General features: G+C 72.5%; 11 protein-coding genes and 2 tRNA genes. 10 read left to right on the forward strand and 3 right to left on the reverse strand.

Annotated features, from left to right (window positions below):
- Nucleotides 1–19: 19 nt before the first annotated feature.
- A tRNA-Lys gene (locus tag ACLF6P_RS21090) sits at nucleotides 20–93 on the reverse strand.
- 198 nt (nucleotides 94–291) lie between these two features.
- On the opposite strand from ACLF6P_RS21090, the gene ACLF6P_RS21095 reads away from it, so the two are divergent.
- The 8 genes from ACLF6P_RS21095 to ACLF6P_RS21130 all read left to right on the forward strand — a co-directional run bounded on the left by ACLF6P_RS21095 (nucleotide 292) and on the right by ACLF6P_RS21130 (nucleotide 7,765).
- Nucleotides 292–1,605: a peptidoglycan-binding protein gene (locus ACLF6P_RS21095; protein WP_415952176.1), complete on the forward strand. Its 1,314-nt coding sequence runs from the start codon at nucleotides 292–294 to the stop codon at nucleotides 1,603–1,605.
- Between the two features lie 242 nt (nucleotides 1,606–1,847).
- Nucleotides 1,848–3,089, forward strand: coding sequence for an SPFH domain-containing protein (locus ACLF6P_RS21100; protein WP_415952177.1), 1,242 nt, complete (start codon nucleotides 1,848–1,850; stop codon nucleotides 3,087–3,089).
- Nucleotides 3,090–3,158: 69 nt separating this feature from the next.
- Nucleotides 3,159–3,806: a maleylpyruvate isomerase family mycothiol-dependent enzyme gene (locus tag ACLF6P_RS21105; RefSeq protein ID WP_415952178.1), complete on the forward strand. Its 648-nt coding sequence runs from the start codon at nucleotides 3,159–3,161 to the stop codon at nucleotides 3,804–3,806.
- On the forward strand, nucleotides 3,800–4,492 hold the full coding sequence (locus tag ACLF6P_RS21110) for a nucleoside/nucleotide kinase family protein (protein ID WP_415952179.1): 693 nt from the start codon (nucleotides 3,800–3,802) through the stop codon (nucleotides 4,490–4,492). Before ACLF6P_RS21105 ends, ACLF6P_RS21110 begins: the two co-directional genes overlap by 7 nt.
- A 187-nt stretch (nucleotides 4,493–4,679) precedes the next feature.
- Complete coding sequence (locus ACLF6P_RS21115) at nucleotides 4,680–5,279, forward strand: lytic polysaccharide monooxygenase auxiliary activity family 9 protein (protein ID WP_415952180.1); 600 nt, start codon at nucleotides 4,680–4,682, stop codon at nucleotides 5,277–5,279.
- 100 nt (nucleotides 5,280–5,379) lie between these two features.
- Nucleotides 5,380–5,835 carry a DUF3592 domain-containing protein gene (locus ACLF6P_RS21120; RefSeq protein ID WP_415952254.1) on the forward strand — a complete coding sequence of 152 codons (456 nt, stop codon included), beginning with the start codon at nucleotides 5,380–5,382 and terminating at the stop codon, nucleotides 5,833–5,835.
- Nucleotides 5,836–5,931: 96 nt separating this feature from the next.
- A complete protein-coding gene (locus ACLF6P_RS21125) occupies nucleotides 5,932–7,602 on the forward strand; it encodes an AMP-binding protein (RefSeq protein WP_415952181.1) in 1,671 nt (556 codons plus the stop codon).
- 89 nt (nucleotides 7,603–7,691) lie between these two features.
- A tRNA-Lys gene (locus tag ACLF6P_RS21130) sits at nucleotides 7,692–7,765 on the forward strand.
- A 95-nt stretch (nucleotides 7,766–7,860) separates the two neighbouring features.
- Here the strand turns inward: ACLF6P_RS21130 and ACLF6P_RS21135 are convergent.
- Nucleotides 7,861–8,346 (reverse strand): cupin domain-containing protein, encoded by a 486-nt coding sequence (locus tag ACLF6P_RS21135; protein ID WP_415952182.1) that lies wholly within the window; start codon nucleotides 8,344–8,346, stop codon nucleotides 7,861–7,863.
- A 298-nt stretch (nucleotides 8,347–8,644) separates the two neighbouring features.
- On the opposite strand from ACLF6P_RS21135, the gene ACLF6P_RS21140 reads away from it, so the two are divergent.
- Nucleotides 8,645–8,908 (forward strand): hypothetical protein, encoded by a 264-nt coding sequence (locus ACLF6P_RS21140; RefSeq protein ID WP_415952184.1) that lies wholly within the window; start codon nucleotides 8,645–8,647, stop codon nucleotides 8,906–8,908.
- Nucleotides 8,909–9,014: 106 nt separating this feature from the next.
- Here the strand turns inward: ACLF6P_RS21140 and ACLF6P_RS21145 are convergent, their stop codons facing one another.
- Nucleotides 9,015–10,259, reverse strand: a complete 1,245-nt coding sequence (locus ACLF6P_RS21145; RefSeq protein ID WP_415952185.1) for a M6 family metalloprotease domain-containing protein — start codon at nucleotides 10,257–10,259, stop codon at nucleotides 9,015–9,017.
- A 722-nt stretch (nucleotides 10,260–10,981) separates the two neighbouring features.
- On the opposite strand from ACLF6P_RS21145, the gene ACLF6P_RS21150 reads away from it, so the two are divergent.
- Nucleotides 10,982–12,757: a putative bifunctional diguanylate cyclase/phosphodiesterase gene (locus tag ACLF6P_RS21150; protein ID WP_415952255.1), complete on the forward strand. Its 1,776-nt coding sequence runs from the start codon at nucleotides 10,982–10,984 to the stop codon at nucleotides 12,755–12,757.
- Nucleotides 12,758–12,801 lie beyond the last annotated feature (44 nt).

Consider the following 12,801-nt stretch of genomic DNA (forward strand, 5'->3'; position numbering starts at 1 on the left):
TGGAGGGCTTCCCTTCGCGTGCGCCGCCAGGGACTCGAACCCCGGACCCGCTGATTAAGAGTCAGCTGCTCTAACCAACTGAGCTAGCGGCGCCTGCTGACCTGAAGAACTCTACCCGATCTCCAGGGGTGCTCCTGACCACGCCCGGGCGCGGGGGTCGGGCGCAGAGGCCTCCGCGTACGGCATTCGGACCGTCAGCATGCGGTTTCCGGGAGCAGTTGGGAAACTGACGGTCATGCAGATTCGCGTACGGCGCTTTTCCGGTCGATTCCCGAGTGTGAGGCAGGTCGCATGAAATCCTCCGCCGCCGGCCTCCCGGCCTTCGGGGAAAACGAAGGGCCCGCCTTCCGGGAATTCGAACCCACGGATGAATGCGGATGCGAGGGGTGCGCCGACCCGTGGCTCACCGCCGCGGCGGGCGCGGACTCCAGTGCACCGCGCCGCTTCCACGCGGCAGGCTGCGCGCGCCGCGCCCTCGTCACCCTGACCGCCACCGGCACCCTCCTCGCCGGCGGCCCGCCGCTGACCGCGGCCGCCGCCCAGTCGCTCGCCCGCCCGGCCGCCGACGATCCCGACGGCAGCCCGCAGGGCACCGCGGCCCCGCTGCACGGCGCCGCCGGTACCCCCGCACCGGCCGCCGCAGCTCTCAAGCCCACCACCCGGACGGAGATCATCAAGCGGGCCAAGACCTGGGTGGCCGCGCAGGTGCCGTACAGCCTGCGCACGTACTGGCGCGACGGCTACCGCCAGGACTGCTCGGGCTTCGTCTCGATGGCCTGGGGTCTCGGCTCCAACCAGTGGACCGGCAGCCTCGACCGATTCGGCGTGCGGATCACGCGCGACGAGCTGCAGCCCGGCGACATTCTCCTCTTCCACAATCCCGACGATCCGGAAAGGGGTTCGCACGTGACGATTTTCGGCGGCTGGACGGATTACACCCGCGCCTATTACTACGCCTATGAACAGGCCCGGCCGCACACCAGGAAACAGGCCACCCCGTACGCGTACTGGAGCCATTCCAAGCGCTATACGGCCTACCGCTACAAGGCCCTGACGGCGACCTCCTCCGGCGCCCCCGTCACCCGCTACCCGGGCCGGGCGGCGTTCGGGACCGGGGTGCGCAGCCCGTACGTGACCCGGCTCGGAAGGATGCTCATCGAGCGCGGCGGCCGCCGCTTCTACCGGGTGGGCCCCGGGCCGGTCTGGGGCGAGGCGGACCGCAGAGCCACCCAGGCCTTCCAGCTCGCGCAGGGCTGGCGCGGCAAGGATGCCGACGGGCTGCCGGGCCCGCTGACCTGGGAGCTCCTGGTCAGCGGCAAGGGCAAGGACATCCCGCCGGGCGGGGCCTTCGGCGGGGGAGGCGGGGCGATGGCGTACCCCGGGCGGGGGCTGTTCCGGCCCGGACAGTCGAACGCTTATGTGACCGCGCTCGGGCGGCAGCTCGTGAAGAAGGGGTACGGACGGTTCTACGCGGTGGGCCCGGGCCCGCGCTGGGGCGCGGCGGACCGGCGCGCGGTTCAGGCCTTCCAGCGGGCCCAGGGCTGGCGGGGCGGGGCGGCCGACGGGTACCCGGGGCCGGAGACGTGGCGACGGTTGTTCCGGTGAGCGGGGTGGATGGGGTGGTGGACGGGGTGATGGGGGCGCTCGGGGTGACGGGCTCGCTCGGGATGACGGGCTCGGGTGGCTCGGTGGCGGCGGATCGGGCCATCGGGTCGGGGACGGCGGTGGAGCCGGGCGGTGGGGTGATGGGTCCGGTCGGTGCAAGGGGTCCGGTCGGGGCGATGGGTCCGGTCGGAGTGATGGGTCCGGTCGGGGCGACGGGTCCGGTAGGGGCGATGGAGGGTGCGATGGCGTCGGCTGGGACGGGCAGCGGTGCTCCGGGTGCCGAGCGGGTTCGGCTGATCCAGAACGAGGCGACGACCGAGATCCCGGTTCATCTGCTGTTCCGGGACGAGGCGGGCACCGGGGTGCGGCCGCCCGTACGGAAGCCGGGAGCCGTGCCCAGGACGGGGCCCGGGCCGAAGGCCGGACCCGCACTCCGGGCGGGATCCGCACTCCGGGCAGGAACCGCGCTCCGGACGGGAGCCGACCCCCGGGCAGGGGTCGCGCCCGAGGCGGGACCCGGACCCGCGGGGTCCGCCCGTCCCGTACTGCCCCTGGACGAGGCCCTGGCCGAGCGCCCGGCCGCCGCCTGCTCCGGTGGTGTGGCCGTCGGCGCCGGGGCGGCGGGGGTCGCGGGCTGCGGGGCGGGGCTGTGGTGGTCCGGCCTCGTGCCGGATCTGGCGCTGCGGCTCGCCCACCTGCCGGTGATCGAGGGCGCGCAGCCGGGCCCCGCCCAGTGGGCGCTGCTCACCGGCTCGGGCGCGCTCGCGCTGTGCTCCTTCGCCGGACTCGGGCGCGGGCGGACCGGCCGGGCGTGGGTGCTCTCGCTCTTCGGCCGCTACCGGGGGAGTGTGCGCCGTACGGGCCTGGTGTGGATCAACCCGTTCCTCAAACGGCGCCGTATCGACGTACGCCTGCGGCACTGGCGCAGCGAACCCCTGTCTGCCGTGGACGCGCAGGGCGCCGCGCTGCGGGTGGTCGTGCTCGTGGCATGGCGCGTACAGGACACCGCGCGGGCGGCCATCGGCGTCGACAGCCATGAGACGTATCTGCGCGAGTGCGTGGAGGCGGCGATCGCCCGGGTCTTCTCGCAGCTGCCCGCCGACGCCCTCCTCGACGAGGGCCCGAGTCTCCGCGACGCGGAGACCGTCGGCGACGCGCTCACCCGCGTACTCGCCGCGCAGGCCGCACCCGCGGGCATCGAGGTCTTCTCGGCCCAGCCCACCCGGATCGAGTACGCGCCCGAGGTCGCCGAGGCGATGCAGCGCCGCCGCGCCGCCGCCCTCGACGCGCTGCACCGCGAGTCCGCCCTGGCCAGGATGGCCGATTCGGTGGAGGACACCCTGACCCGGCTGAGCCTGCGCGGGCTCGTCGACTTCGACGAGGGCGAGCGCAAGGCCTTGGTGAAGGATCTGACGGTGGCGTTCTGTACGGGCCACGGAGACCGGTCGGCCGGCCCGGACAAAGGCGTGGGGACCGCGCGATGAGTTTTGCGGTGATCGTGAGTCTGTGTCCTTGCGGGGGCAGCAGGCCGATCACCGAGGAGAGACGACGCCATGGGGAATCCGGAGCGTGACAGGGATGTCTGGCCGATCGTGCACGCGGAGCGCGCGGCACTGATCCACGACCTGGAGGGTCTCGACGACCCGCAGTGGGAGCAGCCGTCGCTGTGCGAGGGATGGACGGTCCATGATGTCGTCGCCCACCTCGTCCACTCGGCTCGTACGACACGTCTCGGCTTCGTGACCGGCCTCGCCCGGGCACGCTTCGACTTCCACCGCCAGAACGCCCGGGGCGTGGCGCGCGAGCGCGGTGCCTCGCCGGCGGAGACGCTGGCGAGGCTGCGGCAGGTGGCCTCGCGGACGTCGGCACCGCCGGCGCCCCTCGACAGCCGGATCGTCGAGGAGATCGTCCACGGTGAGGACATCCGCCGCCCCCTGGGGCTCACCCGGGCCTACCCACGGGATGCCGTGATCAGGGCGCTTCGCCTGCAGGCCCGCACCCCGGCGTCCTTCGGCGGCGCCAAGGAACGCGTGGCGCCTCTCCGCCTCACGGCGACCGACGCCGAGGTGTCGATGGGCGAAGGGCCGGAGGCGACCGGACCCGTCCTCTCCCTGCTGCTCGCGATCACGGGACGGCGCATGGCGCTCGACGACCTGGACGGCGAGGGGGTGGACGTGCTGCGGAGGGAGGACTCATGGTGAACCGTCCGGCCGACTCGACGCACCGGCGTCTCGACTTGACGCACCGGCGTCTCGACGCGCTGGCCGCCGAGGCCTGGAGACTGACCGCCGCGGGCCCGCGCGTGCTGCTCGGGCTCGCGGGGCCGCCCGGCGCCGGGAAGTCCACGCTCGCGCGGGCGCTCGTCGAACGGCTCGGCGAGCGGGCCGCGTATCTGCCGCTCGACGGCTTCCATCTGTCCAACGCGCAGCTGGCGCGGCTCGGGCTCGCCGCGCGCAAGGGATCGGAGCCGAGCTTCGACGTCCACGGCTATCTCGCACTGCTGCGGCGGGTCCTGAGCGAGACCGGCCGTGACCTGTACGTGCCCGACTTCGACCGGACCCTGGACGAGCCGGTCGCGGCGCGGCACCGCGTGGCCCCCTCGGCGCGGCTGATCGTCACCGAGGGGAACTACCTCGCCTGCGATCTGCCCGGCTGGCGCGAGGCGCGCGGGCTGATGGGGGAGCTGTGGTACGTGGAGGCGCCGGAGGAGGTGCGCCAACAGCGGCTTGTCGAGCGGCAGTTGGCCGGTGGGTGTACGCGGCAGGGGGCGGCGGACTGGGTGCGGACGAACGACCGGCCCAACGGGGAGCTGGTGGAGGGATCGCGGGGGAGAGCCGACCGGATCCTGTCGACCATTGGTATGGACATGTTCAACTCCCAGTCATAATCTGGTACTTGGTCTAGACCTGGAATCCCGGGGTGTCCGGTACCCGTACCTCCATGACCCGTACCTCCCTCGCCTCCTCCCGCCCCTTCGGAGGCCGGCGACGCTCTCCGGGGAATCCCCCTCAGTACTGCGCAGCGCTCGAAGCTCAGTCTCACCCCCACCTCTGAAGAGCACCTGGAGCAGCAGCATGCGAAGAAAGAAGACATACGCGGCCTTCGTCGGCCTGGCGACCGTGGGAGCCCTCGCGCTCTCCTCCGGCGGCGCGAGCGGCCACGGCTACACCGATCTGCCCATCAGCCGGCAGAAGCTGTGCCAGCTCGGCACGGTCACGAACTGCGGCAGCATCCGATGGGAGCCGCAGAGCGTCGAAGGCCCCAAGGGCTTCCCGGCCCTCGGCCCGTCGGACGGGACCATCTGCTCCGGCGGCAACGCCCGCTTCGCCAGCCTCGACTCACCCACCACGCCGAACGGCGGCGCCTGGCCCACGACTTCGGTGACGAGCGGAGCGACGTACACCTTCCGCTGGCAGTTCACGGCGCGGCACTCCACGACCGACTTCCGTTACTACATCACCAGGAACGGCTGGAACGAGAACGCCCCGCTGACCCGGTCCGCCCTGGAGACCACGCCGTTCCTCACGGTCCCGTACAGCGGCCGCCCCCCGGCGAGCCTCTCCCACTCCGGGCAGCTCCCGTCGGGCAAGTCCGGCCACCACGTCATCCTCTCGGTCTGGACGATCGCCGACACCGGAAACGCCTTCTACGCCTGCTCGGATGTGCGGTTCTGACGCTCAGATCTTCCTCAGATCCGGTTGCCTGCATCCGGTCCGCGGGCATGCGGTCCGTGCACACCGCGAGCGTCCGGTGTGCGCGGATCGGGGGTTGCAGGTGGATTTCTTCTTCTATGCCGTGCCGCTGCTGATGATGGCCATCGCCGCCGCAGCCGCAGTCGGCATCCTGCGCCGGGCCCGGCGGATGCGGGCCGCGTGGGCGAGCGGCCTCACGGCCCGGGCGCGCTGCCTGCGCACCTACGCGACCACCCGCGGCGGCAACAACCGGACCACGACCCAGCACCACGTCTACGAGTTCGTCGCCCGCGACGGGCGCCCGGTCCGCTTCGAGGAGGCGGACGGACCCGCCATGACCGTCGAAGGCGACATCGTGACCGTCCACTACACCGCCGAACACCCGGAGCACGCCACGGCCTGCCCGCCCCGGAGCGGTCTGCTTTCCGGTCAGGTTCTCGGCGTGCTGATCGTCCTCGGGGTCGTCGTGGCCTTCTGTGTCTTCTTCATGAGCGCGTTCGGGGGAGCGCCCGACGGTTTCGGAGGTGCGGTGCCCTGACCGGGTGCGCCACGGCACTCCGGGTCGGGCCGGTCCGGCCGATCCCCCCCGGCCCCCTCCTCCACTTCTGACGTCTCGTCAGTTATGGTCCGCGGTATGGCCACTCCACCCGAAACGGCCGCCGACCTGGTACACGCCCACTGGGCCGACCGGCGTCCCGGTCTGTGGTTCGAGGACGAGGCGTACACCCATCACCAGGTGACCGCGGCCGCCGCCACCAGGGCCGCGCTGCTCACCGATCTCCTCCCTCGCGGAGTCGAACCCCACGCGGCCCTCCTCCTCGACAACACCCCCGAGTTCCCGTACTGGCTGAGCGCCGCCGCCCTCGCGGGGGCGGCCGTCGCCGGGATCAATCCGACCCGGCGCGGGGCCGAGCTCGCCCGCGACATCCTGCACACCGAGGCCCGCCTCCTGGTCACCGAGCGCGCCCATCTCCCGCTGCTCGACGGCCTCGACCTCCCCGGCGTCCGCGTCCTCGTCAGCGATACCGACGCGTACGCCGAGCTCCTCGAGGCGTACGAGGGCGCGAAACCGGGCGAGTACACCCTTGCCCCGGTCACCCCGGACAGCCGCCTGCTCCTCTACTTCACCTCCGGCTCGACCGGTGCCCCGAAGGCCGCGATCTGCACGCAGGGACGCCTCGCCGCGGCCGGTCGCTCCCTGGTGCGCTTCCACGGCGTGCGGGCGGAGGACGTGCATTACGTCTGCATGCCGATGTTCCACGGCAACGCGGTGATCGCCGACTGGGCCCCGGCCCTCGCCGCGGGCGCGGGCGTGGCCCTGCGCCGCCGCTTCTCCGCCTCGGCCTTCCTCTCCGACGTGCGCAGGTACAACGCCACGTACTTCACGTACGTGGGCCGCGCGATCCAGTATCTCCTCGCCACCGAACCCGCCCCCGACGACCGCGACAACCCGCTGCGCATCGGCTTCGGCACGGAGGCGGGGGCGGTGGACGCGCAGCGGTTCGCGGAACGCTTCGGCGTCAGGCTCGTCGAGGGCTACGGGTCCTCCGAGGGCGGCGCCTCGATCCAGCGCACCGCCGACACCCCGCCCGGTGCGATCGGCCGCGGTTCCCCGGGCGACGACCTCGCCGTCGTCGACCCGGCCACCCGCGCCGAGTGTCCGCCCGCGCGCTTCGGCCCCGGCGGGCGGCTGCTCAACGGCGACGAGGCGATCGGCGAGCTCGTCAACCGCGGCCGCAGCCCCTTCGAGGGCTACTGGCGCAACCCCGAGGCCGACGCGGCCCGCCTGCGCGACGGCTGGTACTGGACCGGCGACCTCTTCTACCGGGACACGGAGGGCTTCCTCTACTTCGCGGGCCGCACGGACGACCGGCTGCGCGTCGACAGCGAGAACCTCGCCGCGGCGATGATCGAGAACATCCTGGCGCGCTGGTCCGCGGCCTCTGCGGTCGCGGTGTACGCGGTGCCCGACCCGGTGGCCGGCGACCAGGTGATGGCCGCGCTCGCCCTGCGCCCGGAGGCCGGCGCCTTCGACCCGGCGGCCTTCGGCCGCTTCCTCGACGGCCAGGCGGACCTGGGCCCCAAGATGGTTCCCACGTATCTGCGCCTCGTGGAGCGCATGCCGGTGACGGCCACGAACAAGGTCCACCGCGTGGCGCTGCGCCGGTCGGGTTTCCGGTGCCCGGACCCGGTCTGGTGGCGATCCGGCGCCTCACCCTCGTACGCCCCGCTGACGGACCGCGACCGCACTGCACTCCTCGCCCGCTACCGGGAGCACGGCCGGGAGGATCTCCTCGGCCGCTGAGCGACCGCGGGCTCGACACCGCGCCGGCGCCTCCGGAGGGGTAGTGGTCGGGAGCACCCTCCGGAACCAGGTACTATTTACGAGGTCAAGCGCCGCTAGCTCAGTTGGTTAGAGCAGCTGACTCTTAATCAGCGGGTCCGGGGTTCGAGTCCCTGGCGGCGCACCGACACGAAGGCCCTCCATCAAGGTGGAGGGCCTTCGTCGTGTCCGAGCCGGTTCGCGGTGCGACGGCTCTCGTCGGGAGGGGTGCGGGCCCGCTCAGTCCACCGGTGCGGGTGCCGACAGGGCCAGTGGGCTTCCCTCCGGGAGGAGGTACGTCACGTACAGGATCACCGGCGTCGTGCCCAGGTTGCGGCCCACGTGGACGTCGTGCGCGCCGCCGGGCTCCAGGACGGTGCTGCCGGGCGGGGAGACCTCGACGGAGCGGTCGGCGAGGGTGCGGGTCAGGGTGCCCTGTTTGACGACGGCCAGGACCTGGCCGGGGTGGTAGTGCCAGCCCGTCGTGCCGCCGGGCGCGATCGTGACCGTGCGGAACGTGACGTCCGTACGGCCCTTCGCCTCGAACTGGAGGGTGTCCCCGGAGGTGCCCTTCGCCAGGACCGTACCGGTGGTGCCGCCGTCGCCAGTGGCGCCACCGGATCCGGATCCGCCGTCGCCGCCGTGGCCGTATGTGCCGCCTTCGCCGCTGTCGGCCGGTCGCGGCCGCCGTCGCGAAGGGCCTCGGGGGTGGACGCGGTCGGTCATCGGGTACGGCCCTCTCCTGGTCGGCATCGGCCACCGGGCTGATCGGTACAGGACAAGCTGATCAACGAATCAACCGTACTGATCACAAAGAGGCTTGCCGAGATCGCTTCCGGACAAGGGTTTACCTCCCCGGTCAACTGCGTGATCCTTGGCCCGCGTTCACCGGCCGCACGAGACCACCAGAACACCGGACAGGAGAACGCCGGACCACGAAGACCACCAGAACCATCCGGGGGAGCAGCGCCACTGAAAGTCGACCTGCTGGGGGCCCGTACGGGCCGGGGGCGAGGAAGGCCCCGTGGAGATCGGCGGCGTACGGCTGCGCATGCTGCTCGCCCGGCTTGCCCTGAAGGGCGGCCGCCCGGTCGGAGCCGACGGCCTCGTGGACGGCCTGTGGGGCGAGCATCCGCCCGCCGATGCCGCCAACGCCCTGCAGGCCCTGGTCTCCCGGCTCAGGCCGGACAGGGCGTTGTCGGGCCGGACAGGGCGTTGTCAGGCCGGACAGGGCGTTGTCAGGCCGGACAGGGCGTTGTCAGGCCGGACAGGGTGCTGTCAGGGCTGATGGGGCGTTGTCAGTGGGCGCCGATAGCCTTGGACAAGGGCTCGGCCCCCGGGCGGGAGGGGTCTGTCCGGCGCAAGGCGGGGCAGCTGCGCAGGCCGGGCAGCCGTCAGGGCGTGATCTTCACCGTCCATGAGCCCGACGGCGTGCGCCCCACCACCTGCACGCGGGTGCGTTCGCCCGGGACCTTGAAGGTTTCGCCGACGCGCACCGGGGCGTCCGCGAGCGGCGGGTAGACCGAGGAGTCCCAGCACGCCTCGGTCTCCGGGTGCGCGTCCAGGACCTCGACGGGACCGCCGCCGGACTCGGTGCCGCTGCGCACCCGGTACACGAGCACGCCTTCCGTGCAGGTGCGTTCGTCGTTGCCGACCGAGCCGCGTGCCTCGATGGCGAGGGCGCTGTCCCGGCCGGTGCGCACCACCGCGAGCCGGGTGCCGCCCGCTGATCCGCTGTCGGTCGGCGCGGCCAGCGGGGCGAGGGTGAGCAGCCCCGAGTCCGGGCCCCGCACGCAGGTCACCTGGTGCGGCTGCAGCCAGCCCAGCTTCCACTTGTGCCAGCCGAACGGCTCGGGCGAGAGCCCGAACTGGCTGCCCATGACATCCCAGTCCCCGACATACGTATCCCAGTCGCCGTTGCCGTCGCTCGGCCGGTGGTAGAGGTCGGGCAGGTCGAAGACATGGCCGGTCTCGTGCGCGAGGACGTTGCGGTCCGGCGGATGCTGCTCGAAGACGGTGACGATCCGCCGTACGTCCGTGCCGTCGGCGCGCGGTGGATGCTCGAAGTTGACGACCTTCGTGGCATCCGAGTCCACGCCGGGTGCGTCCGGATCGGCGACGAAGTAGACGACGTCGTAGGCGCTGAAGTCCACCACCGGATCGGCCGCGGACAGCGCGTCCCGCAGATACATGGAGCGCTTCCCGGCCTCCCAGTCCCGCTGTATGCCGTACGCGGTGGAGGCCCGCGGCATCTCGATCCACTCGGTGCGCGGATGCGGCCGCAGCCGGAATTGGCCGTAGGAGGCCCGCTCGAAGAAGCGGCTGGTGGCGGGGAAGTGGTCGGCGGTCAGCTCTTCGGGTGTGGTCAGCGGGCGCGCGTCCGGGAAGGAGAGGAAGACGAGGACCGCGTCGAGCCGCCGGACCGGGCGCGGATACGCGGTGTTCCAGGTGTCGAGGCCCTCCGAGTGGTGCGCGGAGGTGCGCTGCAGGGCGCAGGGCGCCACGACGGGCTCGGCCACCGCCGGTCCCGCGACGAGCGACATGGCCGCGAGCGCCGCGAGCGACGTGAGCGCGGCGGCGGCACTGCGTGCCCGGTCCCCCTCAAGAGGCAGGCCCCCTCGGGGGAGCTGACGCGGCACGTAGACCTCCCTGTGCGGATCGCGGAACACCTCCCTCAGCCTGTGGTGGTTTGTTCGGCTTCGTCCTGTTCGGGTGGCCCGGTCGGGTGAGGGCGTGACATGCCCGGGGTTCACGGAAAGTCACAGCCGTTCAGGAGCGGTCCGTGGGGTGCGGGTGGGCGAAAGGATCCGGGCGCGACCTGCGCAGAAACGATCGGGCGGCAACGGCCGTGCCGGACAAGGGAGTCCGGAACCTGCCCCCGGGAGGGCTCCGGGGCCGCCGGGTGACTGGAACGGCCCGTGAAACAGCCTCTATGATCGGCACACTTTCCGGCCGGACACCCCGACCGTCAGACCTGAACACGACAACTGCCCTGCGGGGGTGTGCGGTGAGCGGAACGTCCGAAGGGCCGGCACCGACGGCGGGACCGACCGCCGCTGAGACCGGGTCGATGCTTACGGAGCGTCACGGGATGGTGCTACGAGAGGCAGCCGACGGCGGCGGCACGGGAGCCGCGGGCGAGGACGTCGTGAGCGAGGACGGCGCGGGAGCCGCGGGCGAGGACGTCGCGGGCGCCGTGGATCATGGCGGAGCCGGATCCGTCGACCCTGGATCCGGCGACCTCGGTGCCGAGCGTGGCGGCGAGAGCGGTGCCGAGAGTGGTGCCGAGCGTGGCGGCGAGGGCGCCTACGGCCACCGGGCCCCCGGCCCCGAACCCGCCGCCTCCAGCGCCCCCGCCCCCATGGACCGCCTCGGCCGCAGAGCCAAGGAGCTCCGCGACTACCGCGCCGCCTTCCACGCCGCGCACTTCGCCATGGCCGTCGTCGACCGCGAGGGCTTCGTGGTCTCCGGCAACGACGCGCTCGCAGACCTCATCGGCACCACCGCCGCCGAGCTCACCGGCCTGGTCGCCGCCGACCTCGTCGACCTGGCCTCCGACGCCCGTACCTGGCACGCCTACCGCGAGGTCCTGCGCGGCCGCCAGGCCCGACTCCGCTGCACCCGCCGCCTCAAGCACCCCGACGGCCACTCGCTCTGGGCCCAGATCACCGTCTCGCCGATGCCCGGCACGGCGACCGTCCTGCTCGCGCTCGCCGACATCAGCGCCCGCCGCGAACTCCAGGCCCAGCTGCGCCACCTGCAGATGTACGACGCGGTCACCCGTCTGCCCAACCGCACCCTGTTCTTCGAACGCCTCACCACCGCCCTGGAGTCCGCCGCGGACGAGGACGGCGGCGGCACCGGCCGGATCGGCCTGTGCTACCTGGACCTCGACGGCTTCAAGGCCGTCAACGACACCCTCGGCCACCGCATCGGCGACCGCCTGCTCGCCGAGGCCGCGGCCCGCCTGACCCGCTGCGCCGACCAGGTCGCGTACGACCGCTGGCAGCACGGCCATCCGGCACCGCTCGTGGCACGGCTCGGCGGTGACGAGTTCGCCCTCCTCGTCGAGGACTCCACCGGCACGGAGCAGCTCGCCGACCTCGCCGAATCGGTCCTGAAGACCCTCCAGGAACCCTTCGACCTCGCCGGTCACCGCCTCTCGGTCTCCGCCTCGATCGGCGTCGTGGAACGCCGCGCGGCCGGCACCACCGCCACCCACCTCATGCAGGCCGCCGACACCACGCTCTACTGGGCGAAGGCCGACGGCAAGGCCCGCTGGACCCTCTTCGACCCTGAGCGCAACGCCCACCGAATGACCCGCCAGGCGCTCTCCTCCACACTGCGCCCCGCCGTCGACCGCGGCGAATTCGCTCTCGAATACCAGCCGCTGGTCGGCCTGGACGACGGCGCCGTCCGGGGTGTCGAAGCCCTCGTCCGCTGGCACCACCCGCAGTTCGGCACCCTCACGCCGAATCGGTTCATCACATTGGCCGAGGAAGACGGCTCGATCGTCCAGCTCGGCCGCTGGGTCCTGCGTACGGCCTGCGCCCAGGCCCGCCGCTGGCAGCTCGACCACCCCACCGCCCCACCGCTCTTCGTCTCCGTCAACGTGGCGGTCCGCCAGGTCTGGGACTCGGATCTGGTGGCGGACGTGGCATCCATCCTCGCCGAAACCGGCCTCGACCCGTCCCTCCTCCAGCTCGAACTCACCGAATCCGCGGTCATGGGTTCATCGGGCCGCCCCTTGCGAGCCCTCAAGGCCCTCTCCGACATGGGCGTCCGCATCGCCATCGACGACTTCGGCACCGGCTACTCCAACCTCGCCTACCTCAGCCGCCTCCCCGTCTCGGTCCTCAAACTCGACGGCTCCTTCGTCCGCGGCTTCCAGTACCCGGACGACGACCCCACCCACACCAACCCCGCGGACGCCACCATCGTCGAGGCCATGGTCCACCTGGCCCACCGCCTGGGCCTCACGGTCACCGCCGAATGCGTCGAAACCGCCCTCCAGGCCGACCGCCTCCGCGCCATCGGCTGCGACACGGGCCAGGGCTGGCACTACTCCCGCGCGGTCCCACCGGACCGGATCTCGCAGCTCCTGCGCGAGGCGGCCGAGGCCAGGCCCAGCCGCTGAGCGGATGGCCTCCCCGTTGACATCGGTGCCCCTGGTCTCCTCCC

This window comes from Streptomyces lothianensis, from assembly GCF_047779955.1.
Taxonomy (GTDB): domain Bacteria; phylum Actinomycetota; class Actinomycetes; order Streptomycetales; family Streptomycetaceae; genus Streptomyces.